The 17,514-nt window shown below is 70.1% G+C and carries 15 protein-coding genes; 13 read left to right on the forward strand and 2 right to left on the reverse strand.

Features of this window, described 5'->3' with window-relative positions:
• Positions 1–98 precede the first annotated feature (98 nt).
• The 4 genes from LGR64_RS01830 (at position 99) to LGR64_RS01845 (ending at position 4,014) form a co-directional block, all read left to right on the forward strand.
• The gene (locus tag LGR64_RS01830; RefSeq protein ID WP_230354919.1) at positions 99–1,079 is read left to right on the forward strand and encodes a quinone oxidoreductase family protein; all 981 of its coding nucleotides are present in this window, start codon (positions 99–101) and stop codon (positions 1,077–1,079) included.
• Positions 1,076–2,071 (forward strand): LysR family transcriptional regulator, encoded by a 996-nt coding sequence (locus tag LGR64_RS01835; RefSeq protein WP_230354920.1) that lies wholly within the window; start codon positions 1,076–1,078, stop codon positions 2,069–2,071. Before LGR64_RS01830 ends, LGR64_RS01835 begins: the two co-directional genes overlap by 4 nt.
• On the forward strand, positions 2,068–2,958 hold the full coding sequence (locus LGR64_RS01840; RefSeq protein ID WP_230354921.1) for a DMT family transporter: 891 nt from the start codon (positions 2,068–2,070) through the stop codon (positions 2,956–2,958). The genes LGR64_RS01835 and LGR64_RS01840 overlap by 4 nt, the downstream gene beginning before the upstream one ends.
• A gap of 84 nt (positions 2,959–3,042) precedes the next feature.
• Positions 3,043–4,014, forward strand: coding sequence for a LysR family transcriptional regulator (locus LGR64_RS01845; RefSeq protein ID WP_230354922.1), 972 nt, complete (start codon positions 3,043–3,045; stop codon positions 4,012–4,014).
• Positions 4,015–4,048: 34 nt separating this feature from the next.
• Here LGR64_RS01845 and LGR64_RS01850 read toward each other — a convergent pair whose 3' ends face one another.
• Positions 4,049–6,316: a xanthine dehydrogenase family protein molybdopterin-binding subunit gene (locus tag LGR64_RS01850; protein WP_141835318.1), complete on the reverse strand. Its 2,268-nt coding sequence runs from the start codon at positions 6,314–6,316 to the stop codon at positions 4,049–4,051.
• Between the two features lie 14 nt (positions 6,317–6,330).
• Positions 6,331–6,804, reverse strand: a complete 474-nt coding sequence (locus tag LGR64_RS01855; protein WP_012207419.1) for a (2Fe-2S)-binding protein — start codon at positions 6,802–6,804, stop codon at positions 6,331–6,333.
• A gap of 252 nt (positions 6,805–7,056) precedes the next feature.
• Here LGR64_RS01855 and LGR64_RS01860 point away from each other — a divergent pair, with 252 nt between their 5' ends.
• The 9 genes from LGR64_RS01860 to LGR64_RS01900 all read left to right on the forward strand — a co-directional run bounded on the left by LGR64_RS01860 (position 7,057) and on the right by LGR64_RS01900 (position 17,514).
• Entirely contained in the window at positions 7,057–7,338 is a 282-nt protein-coding gene (locus LGR64_RS01860) for a CopG family ribbon-helix-helix protein (protein WP_016450920.1), read from the forward strand.
• Positions 7,335–7,619, forward strand: coding sequence for a type II toxin-antitoxin system RelE/ParE family toxin (locus tag LGR64_RS01865; RefSeq protein ID WP_013800709.1), 285 nt, complete (start codon positions 7,335–7,337; stop codon positions 7,617–7,619). Before LGR64_RS01860 ends, LGR64_RS01865 begins: the two co-directional genes overlap by 4 nt.
• Positions 7,620–7,688: 69 nt before the next feature.
• Entirely contained in the window at positions 7,689–8,537 is an 849-nt protein-coding gene (locus LGR64_RS28600) for a helix-turn-helix transcriptional regulator (protein WP_071956799.1), read from the forward strand.
• A 106-nt stretch (positions 8,538–8,643) separates the two neighbouring features.
• Positions 8,644–10,845: a TonB-dependent siderophore receptor gene (locus LGR64_RS01875; RefSeq protein ID WP_230354923.1), complete on the forward strand. Its 2,202-nt coding sequence runs from the start codon at positions 8,644–8,646 to the stop codon at positions 10,843–10,845.
• 151 nt (positions 10,846–10,996) lie between these two features.
• A complete protein-coding gene (locus tag LGR64_RS01880) occupies positions 10,997–12,139 on the forward strand; it encodes an ABC transporter substrate-binding protein (protein ID WP_141835312.1) in 1,143 nt (380 codons plus the stop codon).
• Positions 12,136–13,227, forward strand: a complete 1,092-nt coding sequence (locus LGR64_RS01885; protein ID WP_141835309.1) for a FecCD family ABC transporter permease — start codon at positions 12,136–12,138, stop codon at positions 13,225–13,227. Before LGR64_RS01880 ends, LGR64_RS01885 begins: the two co-directional genes overlap by 4 nt.
• A gap of 2 nt (positions 13,228–13,229) precedes the next feature.
• A complete protein-coding gene (locus LGR64_RS01890) occupies positions 13,230–14,057 on the forward strand; it encodes an ABC transporter ATP-binding protein (RefSeq protein WP_230354924.1) in 828 nt (275 codons plus the stop codon).
• Positions 14,054–15,796, forward strand: a complete 1,743-nt coding sequence (locus LGR64_RS01895) for an ABC transporter ATP-binding protein (RefSeq protein ID WP_141835303.1) — start codon at positions 14,054–14,056, stop codon at positions 15,794–15,796. The genes LGR64_RS01890 and LGR64_RS01895 overlap by 4 nt, the downstream gene beginning before the upstream one ends.
• Complete coding sequence (locus LGR64_RS01900) at positions 15,793–17,514, forward strand: ABC transporter ATP-binding protein (protein WP_141835300.1); 1,722 nt, start codon at positions 15,793–15,795, stop codon at positions 17,512–17,514. The genes LGR64_RS01895 and LGR64_RS01900 overlap by 4 nt, the downstream gene beginning before the upstream one ends.

Below are 17,514 nucleotides of genomic sequence, written 5' to 3' on the forward strand. Positions count from 1 at the left end.
GGTCATTGCTGCACCCCATGCAGCAGTGAACTGCACGCCGGCCTATTGCTGCCTCCAATCGCTTCTTCTACGCTGCACCCATTTCACGGAGCAGCGAGATGAACCCATTGATCAAGGTCCGCATGGACGCCGCAGGCACCCCCGACGCCATGCGCCTGGAGCCGGTCGAGGTGCAGGCGCCCGGCCCCGGCCAGGTCTGGCTGGAGCAGACGGCCATCGGCGTGAACCCGCTGGATGTGAGCCAGCGCAAGGGCGCTGTCGCCATCGCCTTTCCCTCGGGCCTGGGGCTGGAGGGCGCGGGGCGGGTGGCCGCCGTGGGCGAGGGCGTGACGAATGTGGCCGTGGGCGAGCGCGTGGGCTACGCCACGGGGCCGTTGGGCGCCTATGCCAGCGCCCGCCTGTATCCGGCCGAGCGCCTGGTGAAGCTGCCCGATGCGCTGCCTTACGACGCGGCGGCGGCCGTGTTGTTCAAGGGCATCACGGCGCAGTACCTGCTCAAGACCACCCATGCCGTGGGCCCCGGCAGCCGCATCGTGATCTATGGCGCCGCCGGTGCGCTGGGCCAGTTGATGTGCGCCTGGGCCAGGCACCTGGGCGCCCTGGTGATCGGCGTGGTGTCCAAGGCAGCCAGCGTGGAGCGCGCGCGGGCGGCCGGCTGCGACGAGGTCTTCGTGTTCGATGCGGCCACGCTGCCGGGCCAGGTGCTGCAGGCCACCCGGGGCCTGAAGGCCGATGTGGTCTACGACCCCATCGGCCGCACGACGCTGGGCGCCTCGCTGGACTGCCTGCGCCCGCGCGGCCTGCTGGTGTCCTTCGGCGCGACCTCCGGCCTGCCCGATCCCATCTCGGTGGCCACGCTCAATGCCAAGGGCTCGCTGTTCCTCACGCGCCCCTCCCTGGCCGCGCACACGGCCACGGCGGCCGAGTACCAGGAGCGCGCACGGGACGTGCTGGCCGCCGTGGCGGCCGGCATCATCGTGCCCGGCGTCTGGCGCCGGTATGCGCTGGAGGAGGTGGCGCAGGCGCATGGCGATCTGGAGCAGGGACGCTCCCAAGGTGCGATCATCCTGACCCCATGAACCTTCTGGACAGCCAGCACGCCGATGAACTGGCGGCCCTGGTGGCGCTGCATGAACAAGGCTCCTTCGCTGCGGCGGGGCGGGCCTTGCTGCGCCATCCGTCCGTGCTGTCCAAACGCCTGAACGCGCTGGAGACCCGGCTGGGCGTGCGGCTGGTGGAGCGCAGCACACGCCATCTGCACCTGACCGACGAGGGCCTGCGCCTGGTGGACAAGGTGCGCCAGGCGGCCGGCCTGATCGCCGATGCCCAGAAGGAGGCCGCCCAGGGCGCCTCGCAGGCGCGGGGCCGGCTGCGGCTATCGCTGCCGGCCGCCATGGGGCGGCGCTGGCTCAGCCCGCTGCTGGCGGAGTTTGCGCTGGCCCATCCGCAGATCGTGCTGGAGGTGGAGTATGCGGACCGCTTCGTGGACATCGTGGGCGAGCGCTTCGACGCGGCAGTGCGCATAGGCCGGCTGGCGGACAGCCGTCTCGTGGCGCTGCGGCTGGGCGGGCACCAGCGCATTCTGGGCGCCGCGCCCGCCTATCTGCAGGCCCACGGCACGCCGGTGCACCCCGAGGACCTGGCGGCGCACCGCTGCCTGGGCTTCACGGGGCTGCAGTCGTTTCCGCAATGGGAGCTGGTGCACGGTGGCGCATCGGGCGATGTACCTCAGGGCCAGGCCCGGCACACCGTGCTGGTGCGCGGCCCCATGGTCAGCAATGACAGCGAGGCCCTGCTCACGGCCGCCGTCATGGGCGTGGGCATTCTGGCCGGTGGCGACTGGCTGATGAGCGAGCACATGGCCGCAGGCCGGCTGGTGCGGGTGCTGCCGCAATGGCGCCTGGATGGCGCCTCGGGCATCTACTTCGTGCGGCCCTCGGCGGCGTTCAGCAGCGCGGCCATGACGGCGCTGCGCGACTGCCTGGTGCGGTGGTTTGCCACGCGCAGCCCCTGGCGCACGGGGCATGACACACTGGCGCGGCCCCTATCGTCTTGCGCATCCGCTCCATGACCCAAGAAACCTCGCCGCCCGCCATGGCGGCCGCCTTGCTTCCCTGGCTGTTCGTGCTGCTGTGGAGCACGGGCTTCATCGGCGCCAAGTTCGGCCTGCCCTATGTGGAGCCGCTGACCTTTCTGACGCTGCGCTATGCCATCGTCCTGGTGCTGATGGCGGCGGTGGCCCTGGTGCTGCGCGCGCCCTGGCCGCGGTCGGCACGCCAGTGGCTGCACATTGGCGTGTCAGGGCTGTTCGTGCATGGCGTGTACCTGGCCGGCGTGTTCACGGCCATCGCCCACGGCCTGCCTTCGGGCGTGACGGCCCTGGTGGTGGGGCTGCAGCCGCTGATCACGGCGCTGGTGGCCGGCACCTTGCTGGGCGAGTCCGTGCGGCCCCGGCAGTGGGCCGGGCTGGCGCTGGGCTTCACGGGCGTGGCCCTGGTGGTGGCGGGCAAGATCGCCTCGGTGCCGGTCCATGCCCTGCTGGCCATGCTGGTGCCGGCCGTGGTGGCGCTGGCCGGCATCACGGCCGGCACGCTGTACCAGAAGCGGTTTTGCCCATCGTTTGATCTGCGCACGGGCTCGGTCATCCAGTACCTGCCCTGCCTGGTGGCGACGGGGGCGCTGGCCCTGGCCACCGAAACCATGCAGGTGCGCTGGAGCGGCGAGTTCCTGTTCGCGCTGGGCTGGCTGGTGCTGGTGCTGTCCGTGGGCGCGGTCAGCCTGCTCAACCTGCTGATACGCCGCGGCGGCGCCGTGCACGTGGCCAGCCTGTTCTACCTGACGCCGCCGGCCACGGCCCTGATCGCCTGGGCCATGTTCGGCGAGACGCTGGGCGGCCTGGCGCTGGCGGGCATGGCCTTGACGGCAGCCGGCGTGTGGCTGGCGCGCCAGGGGCGCTAGCTTGCCCCGCAAGCCGCGGGCAGGGCATGCGCAAAGGCGGGATACTGCGGCACTGTCAGCCCACGAATACCGGATTTCCGCACCATGCCCATCAATGAACTGCGTGCCATCGCCACCTTTGCCAAGGCGGTCGAGCTGGGCAGCCTGCGCCAGGCGGCGCTGTCCCAGGGCGTGAGCCCCCAGGCCGCCAGCCAGGCGGTGGCCCATCTGGAGCAGCACCTGGGCGTGCGCCTGCTGCACCGGACCACGCGCAGCCTGGCCCTGACCGAGGAGGGCCAGCGTTTCCTGCAGGACACCCAGCCGGCGCTGGCCGCGCTGGACCGCGCACTGAACCTGGCACGCGACAGCCGCGAGGGCATTGCGGGGCCGTTGCGCATCGTGGGCCCCAAGTCCTGCTTTGCGCCCGTGCTGATGCCGCTGCTCGATGAGTTCTGCCGCCTGCACCCGGGCATCGTCCCCGATGTGCGGCTGGACGACGGCATAGGCAACTGGGTGCTGGACCGGGTCGATGCGGGGTTTCGCATCGGCGCCTCGCCCGATGAAAGCGTGATCGGGCGGCGGTTGTTTCCCGTGCAGCTCATCGTCTGCGCGGCGCCGCAGTACCTGCAGCGCCATGGCGTGCCCCGGTCGCTGGACGAGCTGGCCGCGCACCGCTGCAGCATGTTCCGCCATGCGGCCACGGACACGGTGATGCCCTGGTGCCTGCCGGTCGATGGCGAGCTCACGCACCGCTACCTGCAGCCGGCCCTGTCCACCAACGATGCCGAGCTGGAGCTGCATGCCGTGCTGGCCGGCCAGGTGCTGGGCCAGCTGTCCAACATCTGCGCGGCGGCGCACATCCGCGCGGGGCGCCTGGTGCCCGTGCTGCTGGCGCATGTCAGCGAGCACATCGGCCTGCATGTCTACTACGGCAGCCGCGACGCGCTGCCCCGGCGCGTGCGTGCCTTCATCGACCTGGCCGTGCAGCGGCTGCAGGACTGCCCGGACTATCTGCTGACCATGGAAGAACTGGAAAGGGCGGCGGCCGCAGGTGCCGCCGCCCTTTCCGGCGGCTGACCGGGATCAGGTCCGGCCGTTCAGGCCAGATCGATCACGCCAGATCGAACGGCAGCTTGCGCACGGGCTTGCCCGTGAGCTGCGCCACGGCGTTGGCGAAGGCCGGTGCCAGCGGCGGCAGGCCGGGCTCGCCCATGCCCGTGGGCGGCTCGGCGCTGGGCACGACGTGGACGGCGATCTCGGGCATGTCGGTGATGCGCGGCACGGCGAAGTCGCCGAAGTTGCTTTGCTCCACCACACCGTCCTTGAGCGTGATCGCCGCGCCGGGCAGGCACATGGACAGGCCCATCAGCGCCGCGCCCTGCACCTGCGCCTCGATGGTGCGCGGGTTCACGGCCAGGTTGCAGTGCACGCCGGCCGTGGCCTTGTGCAGCACCGGGCGGCCGTCCTTGACCGAGGCCTCCACCACATAGGCCACCACAGTGTCGAAGGACTCGTGCACGGCCACGCCCCAGGCGCGGCCCGCGCGCAGCTGGCGCTTGCCGTAGCCGCTCTTGTCCACGGCCAGCTGCAGGGCCAGGCGATGGCGCGGGTGCTTGTCGCCGAACATCTGCATGCGGTAGGCCACGGGGTCCTGGCGGCTGCTGCGCGCGATCTCGTCGATCAGCGTTTCCATGACGAAGGCCGTGTGGGTCGATCCCACGCTGCGCCACCACAGCACGGGCACGTTGACCTTGGGGTGGTGCACGGTCAGGCGCATGGGCAGCGGATAGGGCTCGCGCATGCCCTCCACGGCCGTGGCGTCGATGCCGTTCTTGATCATGCCGCCCTCGAACATGGTGCCCGCCGTGATGGACTGGCCCACGATGGCATGGTCCCAGCCCAGCACCTTGCCGCGTTCATCGAAGCCGATCTTCGCGCGGTGCAGGTGCATGGGGCGGTAGTAGCCGCCCTTGATGTCGTCCTCGCGGCTCCAGACCATGCGCACGGGGGCGTTCAGGCCGGCGCGGCGCGCGGCCAGCGCCACCTGGCAGGCCTCGACCACATAGTCGCTGGTGCCCACGCCCCGGCGGCCAAAGCCGCCGCCGGCCATCTGCACGTGCACGCGCACCTGCTCGGGCTTGAGGCCCAGCACACGCGCGGCGGCCATGCCGTCCACGCCCGCGAACTGCGTGCCCAGGTAGAGATCGGCACCCGCCTCGCCGGTCTCGCCCATCTGCACCGTGCAGTTGAGCGGCTCCATGGGCGCATGGGCCAGGTAGGGGAAGCTGAACTCGGCCTCGATATGGCGCGGCGCCTTGTCCAGCGCCGAGATGTCGGCGTCGAAGTGGCGCGCGCCGGGCTGCGCGGCCAGTTCGCGGTACTGGGCCAGCTGGCGTTCGCTGTCCACCTTCTCCACGGCGTCGGTGTTCCATTGCGCCTTGAGCGCCTCGCGGCCCTTGCGCGCTGGCCAGTAGCCGGTGGCGATCACGGCCACGCCTTCGCCGCCACCGTCCACGGGCACGCGCAGCACGGCCTTGACGCCGGGCACGGCACGCGCCGCAGCGTCGTCCAGCGAGGCCAGCTGTGCCTTGAACACGGGCGGGTGTGCAATCACCGCCGTCAGCTGGCCCGGCAGGTGCATGTCGATGCCGAAGCTCTGCTGGCCGCTGCTCTTGGCCCGGGCGTCGATGCGGCCCGTGGGCTTGCCGATCAGGCGGAAGTCCTTGGGATTCTTCAGCACGACGGTGGCCGGCACGGGCTGGGCCATGGCGGCCTGGGCCAGCTCGCCATACGACAGCTTCTTGCCGCTGGGGCCGAGCACGAAGCCCTCGCGCGTGCGCAGCGTGGCGGCGTCCACCTTCCACTGCGCGGCGGCGGCGGCCACCAGCATGGCGCGCGCACGGGCGCCCAGCTCGCGGTACTGGGTGTAGCTGTGCTTGAGGGCGGTGGAGCCGCCCGTCATCTGGATGCCGTAGCGCGGATCGGCATAGGCCGCATCGTTGCCGCCCAGGCGGGCGCGGACCTTGTTCCAGTCGGCGTCCAGCTCCTCGGCCAGCACCAGGGGCAGGGCGGTGTGCACGCCCTGGCCGAATTCCAGGCGGTTGATGGCCACGGTGACTTCGCCGCTGGGCGAGATCTCCACGAAGGAGGCGGGCTGCTCGGTGGGCTTGAGGCCGGCGGCCTCGCTCTTGCCCGGCGCCTGCGCCATGGCGGGAAACACGCCCAGGGCCAGCGAACCGGCACCGGCGATCTTGAGGAAGCTGCGGCGGGGGATCTGTGCAAGGGTGGGCGCGTCGGCGATGGCAGCAGCGGCCTCGTCACGGTCCAGGATGTGCTGCAGGGCGCGCGGCAGTTCGGCGGGGTTGAAGGTGGTCAGCATGCGGCGTTCTCCGTTCAGCCCAGGGTGCGCGCGGCATCGGCCACGGCCGTGCGGATGCGTGCATAGGTTCCACAGCGGCAGATGTTGCCGGCCATGGCCGCGTCTATCTCCTCGCCGCTGGGCTTCTTGCCCTTGGGCAGCGACTTGAGGAAGGCCGTGGCGCTCATGATCTGCCCGCTCTGGCAGTAGCCGCACTGGGCCACGTCATGGCGCACCCAGGCATCGCGCACGGCGGTGCCCACGCGGTCGGAGCCCGAGGTCATGGCCTCGATGGTGGTGATCTTCTGGCCCGCGGCCGCCGAGATCGGCGTCACGCAGGAACGTATGGCCTGGCCATTCATGTGCACCGTGCAGGCGCCGCACAGCGCCGCGCCGCAGCCGAACTTGGTGCCGGTCATCTCCAGCGTGTCGCGCAGGGCCCACAGAATGGGCGTCTCGGGGTCCAGGTCCATGGAAACGGTCTTGCCGTTGATGGTGAGATCGGTCATCGCAGTCTCTCCTTGTTGTGGGTCAGTCAGGCAGGGGTGGGGTCCCCGCAGTAGTGTCGTGCGCAGCTGCGGCCCATGGAAGCCGGGCGCCGTCGAGGCGCGAATATAGAAAGAGGCCTTGCTTGCAACTAGTCCTGATTTGCTTGATGCATTGGCAAGTGCAAGTTGCGAATGGGGCGGAGCGGTTGAGTCTCTGGAGTGTTTGGTACTGACGATGTATATACTTTGTTGGTATCTTCACAGGAGTCAATCATGCCCAAGGAAGCCGTTTTCACCATGAAACTGGAAGCCGAGCTGCGCGAAGACTTCATGGCCGAAGCCGCAGGCGAGGACCGGCCCGCATCCCAGGTCATGCGGGAGTTGATGCGCGACTACATTGAGCAGCGCCGCAAGGCCCGTGAATATGACGGCTATCTGCAGCGCAAGGTCGAGGCGGGACGCGCCTCCATGCGCGCTGGACTTGGCCGCTCGAATGAGGAAGTCGAGGCCGAGTTCGCTGCCCGGCGCCGTCAGGTTGCGGCAGACCGTGCGTGAAAGTCATCTGGACGCCGCAGGCGCAGCAGGATCGCGCCGATATCTGGGACTACATCGCAGCTGACAATCCTCGCGCAGCCTTGCGCATGGACCTGCTTTTCAGCGACGCAGCGGCCCGGTTGGCCGCGTATCCCAAGATGGGCAAAACGGGCAGGATTGCCGGCACGCGCGAGCTGATCCCCCATGAAAGCTATCGCCTTGTCTATGAGATCGATGGCACGACGGTCTGGGTGCTGGCCCTGGTGCACACCGCGCGCCAGTGGCCGCCGTTGGAGGATTGACGAGGCGGTACAAGGTCTTGGCTGTTGAACGTATGATTTGAGAATAATTCTCATTCATAGATTCGCAACGTGTTCCAGTGGAATTCCAGATTCGACAACCAGCTGTGCCTGGCGGCCGGCTGCCGCATGACGCAGGAGCCTGTGGAGGTCCGCGCGCCGGTGTTCCAGGGCCTGCAGATCATCGTGGCCCTCAACAGCAAGGTGCAGGCCGGGGTCAACGGACGTCTGATGGAGGTGTCCGATGCCGGGGTCTACCTGGTGCTGGCCACGGGCCTGCATGAGGGACTGGACCGCTATGAATCCCACAGCCTTCAGCGCTATGTGCGCATAGGCTTTGACGCCGAGGCGGCGGAGCGCCAGGGCTTCGGGCTCGATCTCATCGCGCGCAGCGGCCACCACTGCTTCAACGACAACGATCTGCTGGTATTGCGCCAGGGGCTGTCGGCCACGGCGCGTGCGCTGGCCACACAGATTCTGGTCTGCCCCTATCAGGGGCCCATGCGTGATCTGTTCCTCAATGCCAAGAGCCTGGAACTGTCGGCTGCCGTGCTCCAGCAGTGTCTGCCGGCGGCGGGCGCGCAGGGGGCTGGCGCCGAGCTGTCACGCGCCGATGTGGAGCGGCTTTGGCATGCGCGCGAGGTGGCCACGGCGCACGCTCGCAGTCCCCTGTCGCTGGCCGAGCTGGCGCGTGAGGCCGGCATCAACGAGCGCAAGCTCACGGCCGGCTTTCGCCAGCTGTTCGGCATGAGCGTGTTCGAGCACCTGCAGCAGCACAGGCTGGAGCAGGCCTACGGCCTGCTGACTTCGGGCGGCTGCTCGGTCACGCAGGTGGCGCTGGAGGTGGGCTACAGCATTGCGCATTTCTCGACGGCCTTTCGCAAGCGCTTCGGCATCGCGCCCAGCGAGTTGCTGCGCTGAGCCATCTCCGGCGGGCGAAAGCCAAACTCCGGCCAGCGAAAGCGGCGAGCCTTCCTCTTGCCTACAGTCGAATGCAATTGATTTTCATTTGCTTCGAGAGGGTTGAATGTCGCTGCCAGATTCTGCGGACCGGGATGCCGGCCCGCCCCGTTTTTCCATCACATCGATCGCGCTGGCCGTCTGCGTCCTGGGCCAGTGCGCCCTGGCCCGGGCGGCCGAGGAAAGGCTGCCCGAGGTGCAGGTCACGGGCCAGGCGGTCAAGGACCGGCCCACCGAGCTGACGGGTGGCTACGCGGCCCCGGGCGTCTCGGTGGGAACCAAGCTGCCTGCCACGCTCAGGGAGACGCCGCATTCGGTCTCCGTCATCACGCGACGGCAGATCGAGGACCAGAACCTGCACACGCTGGACGAGATCATGGCGCAGACCCCCGGCGTGACTGTGGACCTGTCGGGCACGGGCGTCATTCCGGCCTTCTATGCGCGCGGCTATCCCATCGAGTACTTCCAGTACGACGGCCTTCCCGTGCAGACAGGCGGCGCTTCCTGGAGCCAGCCTGACATGGTGATGTTCGACCATGTGGAGACGCTGCGCGGCGCTGCGGGCCTGTTCAATGGCGCGGGCCAGCCCGGCGGCGTGATCAATCTGGTGCGCAAGCGCCCCACGGGCGACCGGCGCTTCACGGGCTCGCTGGGCCTGGGCTCCTGGAATGCGGCCCGTGCCGAGATCGACTACAGCACCCCGCTGAACGCCGATGGGTCGGTGCGTGCCCGCCTGGCGGCCGCGCACGACCAGCGCGATTCCCATGTGCGCTATGCCAGCAGCCGGCGCGATTCGCTGTACGGCATCGTCGAGGCCGACCTGGGATCGGCCACCACCGTCTCCTTGGGCGCCGGCCACCAGACGCGCGACTGGGTGCCGCCCATGATGGGCGTGCCGCGCTACGCCGACGGCGGCGACCTGGGGCTGGCACGCAGCACCTTCCTGAGCACGCCCTGGACGCACTGGGACTTCGAGGCCACCCAGGTCTTCGCAGACCTCAGCCATTCCATCAATGCCGACTGGCAGTTCAAGCTGGCGGCGGTCTCCGACCGCGAGTCCAGCGCGCTCAAGTACGCCTATGTCTCGGGCGCGGTGGACCGCGCCACGGGCCTGGGTCCCCGCCTGATGGGTGGCGCCAATGACTACGACAACGAACAACTGTCGCTGGACGCCATGCTCAGCGGGGCCTGGCAGGCCTGGGGCCGGCGCCACGAGGTGGTGCTGGGCGCCAACTGGTACGACCGCGACGCGCGCTCGCAAGGCGGCAGCCTCCCGGGCTTTGGCGGCATTCCCGTCAATGTGTTCGACTTCGACCCGGCCGCCTACGCCGATCCGGGCGCCGTGCAGTGGACATCGGACTCGCGATCGCGCACGCGCCAGTACGGCATCTATGGCGCCGCGCGGCTGAAGCTGGCCGATCCGCTGACCCTGCTGCTGGGGGGGCGCTGGAGCTGGTGGCGCACCGACTCCGTCAACCAGCGCACGGGCGCGCAGACGGCGGACTACCGACAGGACGGCCGCTTCACGCCCTACGCGGGCCTGGTCTTCGATCTGGACTCCCGCTGGTCGCTCTACACCAGCTATGCCGACATCTTCCGCGTGCAGAGCAACTACCGGGGCGAGGATGGCGGCGGACTGCCGCCCGTGGTCGGCGCCAACTACGAGGCCGGCATCAAGGGCTCGCTCAACGATGGCCGGCTGCAGGTGGCGCTGGCGGCCTTCCGCATCGTGGAGAGCAACCGCGCCGTGGCCGTGTCGCCCGTCATCGTGGACAGCTGCTGCTACGCCGCGCAGGGCAAGGTGCAGAGCCAGGGCTTCGACGCCGAGCTGGCGGGACAGATCGCCCCGGGCTGGCAGGCCATGGCCGGCTACACCTACAACACCAGCGAATACAAGCGCGATCCCAGCTATCAGGGCCAGTCCTTCAGGACCTTCAGTCCCCGGCATCTGCTGCGGCTGTGGACCACATACCGGCTGCCGGGCGCGCTCAACGCCTGGGATGTGGGCGGCGGCATCAACGTCCAAAGCGTCACCTACAGCGAGGGCGGCAAGCCCCTTGTTCGAGCCACCCAGGGTGGCTACGCCACGGCCAGCCTGCGCGTGGGCTACCGCATCAGCCCGCAGTGGAGTGCGGCGCTGAACGTCAGCAACCTGTTCGACCGCAGCTACTACACGCGCCTGGGCAGCGGCGGATTCGGGCCGGCCAACTTCGGCAATGTCTATGGCGAGCCGCGCAATGTGCAGGTGAGCTTGCGCGGCCGGTTTTGACCCCCTGAGCCGCTTTGCGGCGTCCACCTGAGGGGGACGGCAGCCTCGCTGCGGGGCGTTGCGGCCGACTCAGGGCCTTGCTTGCTGTCCCAGGCTTTGGGGCGCGCCGGTTGCATTGGGTATGCCGGCAACGACTGAGAGAAGAAAACAGATGCAAATACGGACAGGAATGCGGCGCGGGTTGCGCGCTGCGGTGGCGGCGCTGGCGCTTTGGAGTGGGCTGGCCCAGGCCTTGACCGTGACGGACATGGCGGGGCGCAGCGTGCAGGTGCCGGACCGCGTGCAGCGCGTGCTGTTGGGCGAGGGGCGCATGGTCTACACCATGGCCCTGCTGGAAGGCCGGCAGGCGGTGGAGCGCGTGGCGGGTTGGCAGGGGGATTTCCGCCTGCTCGATACCCAGGGCTATGCGGCTTTCTCCAAGGCCTTTCCTGCCATTGAGAAACTGCCGCTGGTCGGCGGCGCCACGCCCGAAAGTTTCAACGTGGAACAGGCCTTGGCCGTGCGTCCCGACGTGGCCTTCATGGCCGTCTCGGGCGGTCACGGGCCCGCGCCCGACAGCGAGGCCGTGCGCCAGCTGCAGGCGGCGGGCGTGCCCGTGGTCTTTGTGGATTTCAGCCAGCATCCGCTGACCCATACCGTGCCCAGCCTGCGCCTGATGGGCCAGGTGCTGGGCCGCCAGCAGCGCGCCGAGGACTTCATCGCCTTCTACGAGCAGCGCATCGAGCGCGTGCGCCAGCGAGTCGCGGCGGCGCGCCAGAAGGACGGATTCCAGCGGCCCGCCATCTTCATCGACATGCTGGCCGGTCTGCGCGACTGCTGCGGCTCGCCGGGCAAGGGCAATTTCGGGGAAATGGTGGAGCTGGCCGGTGGCGACAACATCGGCGCCGGCCGCATTCCCGGTCCCATCGGTACGCTGAACCTCGAATATGTGCTGTCGCGCGATCCTGCCGTCTATGTGGCTACGGGCGTCTTCGCCAGTGGCCAGGGCGGCGTGACGCTGGGCTACCAGGCCACGCCTGCCCAGGCGCAGGCCAGCCTGGCGACGGTGGCGCAGCGTGCCCAAACGCGCGAGCTGTCCGCCGTCCGAAAGGGGCGCGTGCACGGCCTGTGGCACATCTTCTACGATTCGCCGGAGCATGTGATTGCCGTCGAGGCGCTGGCCAAGTGGCTGCATCCCGAACTCTTTGCCGACATCGACCCGCTGCGCACGCGGCGTGAGCTGTACGAGCGCTTCATGCCGATTCCGATGACCGGCGTGCTGCTGACCGACCTGCCTTCCGGGGCCGGCCGATGAGCGCGGCCATGGAGGCCAGTGCCGTGGCGGCAGAGACGGGCGCTGCGGCGGCCGGTGCCGCGCAGCGCTACCGCCGCCGCCATGCCCGCCACGGGCTGGTGCTGGCGCTGCTGGCCCTGGCGCTGCTGGCCAGCCTGGCACTGGACGTGGCCACCGGCCCGTCGGGCATGGGGCTGGCACGGCTGTGGCAGGTGCTCGGCGATCCGGGCAGCGTGTCGCGCGTGGAGGCCGTCATCGTCTGGAACGTGCGCCTGCCCTATGCACTGATGGCCGTGCTGGTGGGTGCGGCGCTGGCGCTGGCTGGCGCGGAGATGCAGACCGTGCTGGCCAATGCGCTGGCCAGCCCGTTCACGCTGGGCGTGTCGGCGGCCGCCGCCTTTGGCGCGGCCCTGGCCATCGTGCTGGGACTGGGCGTGCCGGGCGTGCCGGCGCAGTACGTGGTGTCTCTCAACGCCTTCCTCTTCGCGCTGCTGTCGGTGGGCCTGCTGTACGGGCTGGCCATGTGGCGCGGATTTGGCGTGCAAAGCCTGGTGCTGTTCGGCATCGCCCTGGTGTTCAGCTTCAACGCCCTGGTGGCACTGCTGCAGTTCGTGGCCGACCAGAACACCTTGCAGCAGCTGGTCTTCTGGACCCTGGGCAGCCTGGCACGCGCCTCCTGGGACCGGATTGCCGTCATGGCCGCCGTGCTGGCGCTGTGCCTGCCCTGGTCCTGGAGCCAGAGCTGGTCGCTGACCGCGCTCACGCTGGGCGAGGACCGCGCGCGCAGCCTGGGCGTGCCGGTCACGGCGCTGAGAGGCTGGGCGCTGCTGCGCATCAGCCTGCTGTCGGGCGTGGCCGTCTCCTTCGTGGGCACCATAGGATTCGTGGGGCTGATCGCACCGCACATCGCGCGCATGCTGGTGGGCGACGACCACCGCGTGCTGCTGCCGGCCTCGGCGCTGGCGGGGGCACTGATCCTGTCCATTGCCTCGGTGGCCAGCAAGACGCTGATCGAGGGCGTGTTGGTGCCCGTGGGCATCGTGACCTCGCTGGTGGGCATTCCCTTTTTCATGGCCATCGTTGCCCGCACGGGCCGGCAGGAGCGCTGAGCATGCCATTCCGCGACGCGCTGCATGTCAGCGATGTGCACATGGGCTATGGCGCAGCACCCGTGCTGCGCGGCGCCACTCTGGGGCCCTTGGCTGCGGGTTCGGTCAATGCGCTGGTGGGGCCCAATGGCGCAGGCAAATCCACGCTGCTGCGCGGCATTGCAGGCTTGCAGCGCATGCGCGGCGAGGTGCGCCTGGGCACGGTGCTGCTGTCTTCCCAGCCGCCGGGGCAACGCGCGCGCCAGGTGGTCTATGTACCGCAAAGCCTGCCCGAGCGCTCGCGACTGGCGGTGTTCGAGTCCGTGCTCAGCGCGGCCATGGCCGGCGAGCCCGCACAGGCGGCCCGTGGCTGGCCGTTGGCCGGCACGCATGAGGCCGAGACCGCCGTGGAGCAGGTGCTGCAGCGCCTGGAGCTGACGGCCCTGGCCGACCGGCCGCTGGCTGCGCTGTCGGGTGGCCAGCGCCAGATGGTGGGTCTGGCCCAGGCCCTGGTGCGCCGTCCGCGCCTACTGCTGCTCGACGAGCCGACCAGCGCCCTGGACCTCTACCACCAGCACCGCGTGCTGGACGTGGTGACCGAGATCGCACACGAGCGGCAACTGGTGGTGCTGGCCGTGCTGCACGACATCAACCTGGCCATGGGCTGGGCAGACCGGATCATGGTGCTGGACCAGGGCCGCGTGGTGCGTGCCGGCAGCCCTGTCGAGGTGGTGGACAGTGCCCTGCTGCACGAGGTCTACCGCGTGCAGGCTGTCGTGGAAACGGTCAACGGCCGGCGTCTGGTCGCCGTGAGGCACGCGCTGGGCGGCCGTGGGCAGGAGCCGTCATGAGCACCTCGCTGGAACGTTGGATGGTGTCGCGCTCGCGCGCGCAGCTGGCGGCCACGGTGGCCTGCGGGCTGCTGGCCCAGGCCATGCTGGTGGTTCACGCGCTGTGCCTTGCTCGACTGCTGGCCCAGGCCATGGAGGGGGCGTCGCTGCATCCCTGGCTGGCGGTCGGTCTGGCGGCCCTGGTGCTGCGCGGTGTCCTGGTGTGGCTGGAAGAGTGGTGGGCGCAGCAGGTGGGCATGCGCACGCGCGCCGTGCTGCGCGAACGCCTGCTGGCCCGGTTGATGCGCCTGGGGCCGGCCTGGGCTGCGGCCCGCCCCACGGGTGAGCTGCAGGCCACGCTGGTTGCGGCTGTCGATGCCGTGCAGGTCCATGCGAGCCGCCACGTTCCCAGCCTGCGGGGAGCCGTGCTCGGCTGCGCGCTGGCGCTGGGCTCCCTGGCCTGGGTGGACGCGGGCTGCGCGCTGCTGCTGGCCGTGTTCGTGCTGGGCCAGCCGCTGCTGGACCGGCTGTGGCTGCGCCGGCATATGCCAGGGGCCAGCGGCGTCATGGCGGCCCTGGCTGCCTTTGGGGCGCAGCTGCTGGACAGCCTGCGCGGCATGGAGACGCTATGGGCCTTTGGCGCCTCGGCGCGCTGGCGCATGCGTCTGGCCGAACAGGCCGCCCGCCTGCGTGCCGAGTCCATGCACACGCTGCGCGCCACCTTGCTGCGCACCGGCCTGACGCGTTTCGTTGGCCTGGCCGGCATGGCCAGTGTCCTGGGGTGGGGCAGCTGGCAACTGGGCCAGGGCCGGCTGGATGCGGCATCGCTGCTGGCCGTGCTGCTGCTGTCGCGTGAGGCCTTCAGACCGCTGGAGCGGCTGGAGAAAGCCTTTCATGCGGCCTGGGCCGCGCGCGACGGCCTGCATGCCATCGACGCGCTGCTGCATGCGCCCCTGCCCGTGCCTGAGCCGCAGCGGCCAGGACCTGCTCCTGCAGACGGCCGCATCTCGCTGAGCGGGGTGTGCTTTGCCCATGACCAGGGGCAGGAACCGGGGCGGCCCGAGGTGCTGCGCGGGCTGGACCTGGATATCGCCGATGGTGAATGGGTGGCGCTGGTGGGGCCTTCGGGCGTCGGCAAGTCCACGCTGCTGTCGCTGCTGTGGCGCGCCGCCGATCCCCGGCGCGGCATGGTCTGCCTGGGCGGCCGGGACCTGCGGGAGCTGAGCCTGGCGCAGTTGCGCTCCAGGGTCGCCCTGGTCGCCCAGGACACGCTGCTGTTCAGCGGCAGCCTGGAGGACAACCTGCGCATGGCCAGCCCCCAGGCCTGCCTCCGCGACATCGAGGCTGTCCTGCGTGATGTGCAACTGGCCGATCTGGTGGACAGCCTGCCCCAGGGCCTGCAGACCGAGGTGGGCGAATTCGGCGCGCACCTGTCGGGCGGGCAGCGCCAGCGGCTGGCCCTGGCGCGTGCCTTGCTCAGGCGTGCGCCCGTGCTGCTGCTGGACGAGCCCACATCCAGCGCAGATCCACGCACGGAGCAGGCCTTGCTGCAGGTGTTGCGGCCATTGCGGGGCCGCCGCACTCTCGTCATGGCCGCGCACCGCCTGGAGACGGCGCGCGAGGCGGACCGCATCGTGGTATTGGAAAACGGCCGGGTGGCCGAACAGGGCACGCACGATGATCTGCTGCGCCGCGGCGGCCGCTATGCACGGCTCTGGGCGGCGTCGCAGGCCAAGAGGACGACGGAGGAGGCCGCATGATCCGCGATGAACCCCGCAGCTGGGCCGGCCTGCTGGCGCCGGTGGCGTCGCACAAGCGCCTGCTGGCAGCGGCGTTGCTGGCCGCCGCACTGGCGCAGGCTACCGTGGTCGGCGCCTGGGTGCTGGCTGCCTGGATTGCCGGACAGGCCGCCATGGGCGCGCCGTGGACTGCGCTGCAACCGGCACTGGGCGCATTGGCCTTGACGGCGCTGGTGGCCGCGCTCAGCCAATGGTGGCAGACCCATGCCTCCCATGCGCTGGCGTTTGCGTTGATAGAAACACTGCAGTTGGGCATCTACGACGGGCTGGAGCGGGGCGCAGGCAATGCGGCCGGCCCGCAGCGCAGCGGCGACATCGCCGCCACGGCCACGGCCGATGCCGAGCTGATGGAGCATTTCTACGCCCACATGCTGGGCGAGCTGTCCGGCGCCCTGTGCGTACCGCTGGCCGCGCTGGGCCTGCTGGCCTGGCTGCATCCGCTGCTCGCCCTGGCCTGGCTGCCCTTTGTTGCCTTGCCGGTGCTGGTGTCCTGGTGGCTGGCCGGCAAGGCGCAGCGGCAGGCCAGGGCGCTGGCAGCGGCCCAGGGCGAACTCAATGCCGATGTGGTGGAAGGCCTGCGCGGGCTGCGTGAACTGGCGCTGCTGGAGGCCGGCCCGCGCTGGCTGGCACGCATGCGTGCCAAGGCTGCGGCGCTGTCCCCGCAGGTGCGCAGGCATGCGTCGCTTGCTGCGGGCCAATTGGCCACCGCGGACCCGTTGCCGGCCGTGTCGACCCTGGTCATGGCTGCCGTGGCCGCCTGGCTGTTGGACCAGGGGCACATCGATGCCGCTTGGCTGCCGGCCGTGGTGGTACTGGCCGGCATGGCGCTGGCGCCGCTGGCCGAAGTGGCGCAGGCCGCGCGCAGGCTGGGCGATGTGAAGGCTGGTGCCGACCGCATCCTGCAACTGCTGCGCCAGCCCCGGCGCATTGCGGACAGCGGAACCCGTGAGGCGCCGGCCACGGCGTCGCTGGACTTCTGCGGTGTGCATTGGCAGCGTGGCGGCGTACCCGTGCTGCGCGGACTGGACCTGTCCCTGCGGCCTGGCGAAATGGTGGCCCTGGCCGGCGCGTCCGGCGCCGGCAAAAGCAGCTGCGTGCAGCTGTTGCAACGCCTGGGCGAGCCCGACGCCGGCAGCCTGCGCATGGGCGGCATGGACATCCGTGAATTGCCGCTGGCCGTGCTGCGGCAGCAACTTGCCGTGGTCCGCCAGGAAGTGCATTTGTTCGACATCTCCATCGCCGACAACATCCGCCTGGGCCGGCCTGACGCCAGCGATGACGAGGTACAGCAGGCCGCCATGCTGGCGCAGGCCCATGGCTTCATCAGCGGGCTGCCGCAAGGCCATGCCACGCGCTGTGGCGAACAAGGCATGCGCCTGTCGGGTGGCCAGCGCCAGCGCATCGCCCTGGCGCGCGCGCTGCTGACCGGTGCTCCCGTCCTGGTGCTGGACGAGGCTTCCTCCCATCTCGACAGCGAAAGCGAGCAAGCCCTGCTGCGTGCGCTGGACGCCTTGCGCGAGCACCGTACCGTGCTGCTCATCGCCCACCGGCCCGCCATGCTGGCCCGCGCCGACCGCGTGGCCCTGCTGGAGGACGGCCGCATCGTGGAGCAGGGCACCCACCGGGAGTTGCTCGCGCGCCAGGGCGCCTATGCCAGCCTCATGGCGGCGGATGCCTGA

This window comes from Delftia sp. Lp-1, assembly GCF_020523835.1.
Taxonomy (GTDB): Bacteria; Pseudomonadota; Gammaproteobacteria; order Burkholderiales; family Burkholderiaceae_C; genus Comamonas; species Comamonas acidovorans.

Bases quoted from the DNA above. Each gene is read 5' to 3' on its own strand.
- LGR64_RS01830 (WP_230354919.1), top strand. From the start codon at position 99: ATGAACCCATTGATCAAGGTCCGCATGGACGCCGCAGGCACCCCCGAC.
- LGR64_RS01835 (WP_230354920.1), top strand. From the start codon at position 1,076: ATGAACCTTCTGGACAGCCAGCACGCCGATGAACTGGCGGCCCTGGTG.
- LGR64_RS01840 (WP_230354921.1), top strand. From the start codon at position 2,068: ATGACCCAAGAAACCTCGCCGCCCGCCATGGCGGCCGCCTTGCTTCCC.
- LGR64_RS01845 (WP_230354922.1), top strand. From the start codon at position 3,043: ATGCCCATCAATGAACTGCGTGCCATCGCCACCTTTGCCAAGGCGGTC.
- LGR64_RS01850 (WP_141835318.1), bottom strand. From the start codon at position 6,316: ATGCTGACCACCTTCAACCCCGCCGAACTGCCGCGCGCCCTGCAGCAC.
- LGR64_RS01855 (WP_012207419.1), bottom strand. From the start codon at position 6,804: ATGACCGATCTCACCATCAACGGCAAGACCGTTTCCATGGACCTGGAC.
- LGR64_RS01860 (WP_016450920.1), top strand. From the start codon at position 7,057: ATGCCCAAGGAAGCCGTTTTCACCATGAAACTGGAAGCCGAGCTGCGC.
- LGR64_RS01875 (WP_230354923.1), top strand. From the start codon at position 8,644: ATGTCGCTGCCAGATTCTGCGGACCGGGATGCCGGCCCGCCCCGTTTT.
- LGR64_RS01880 (WP_141835312.1), top strand. From the start codon at position 10,997: ATGCAAATACGGACAGGAATGCGGCGCGGGTTGCGCGCTGCGGTGGCG.
- LGR64_RS01885 (WP_141835309.1), top strand. From the start codon at position 12,136: ATGAGCGCGGCCATGGAGGCCAGTGCCGTGGCGGCAGAGACGGGCGCT.
- LGR64_RS01890 (WP_230354924.1), top strand. From the start codon at position 13,230: ATGCCATTCCGCGACGCGCTGCATGTCAGCGATGTGCACATGGGCTAT.
- LGR64_RS01895 (WP_141835303.1), top strand. From the start codon at position 14,054: ATGAGCACCTCGCTGGAACGTTGGATGGTGTCGCGCTCGCGCGCGCAG.
- LGR64_RS01900 (WP_141835300.1), top strand. From the start codon at position 15,793: ATGATCCGCGATGAACCCCGCAGCTGGGCCGGCCTGCTGGCGCCGGTG.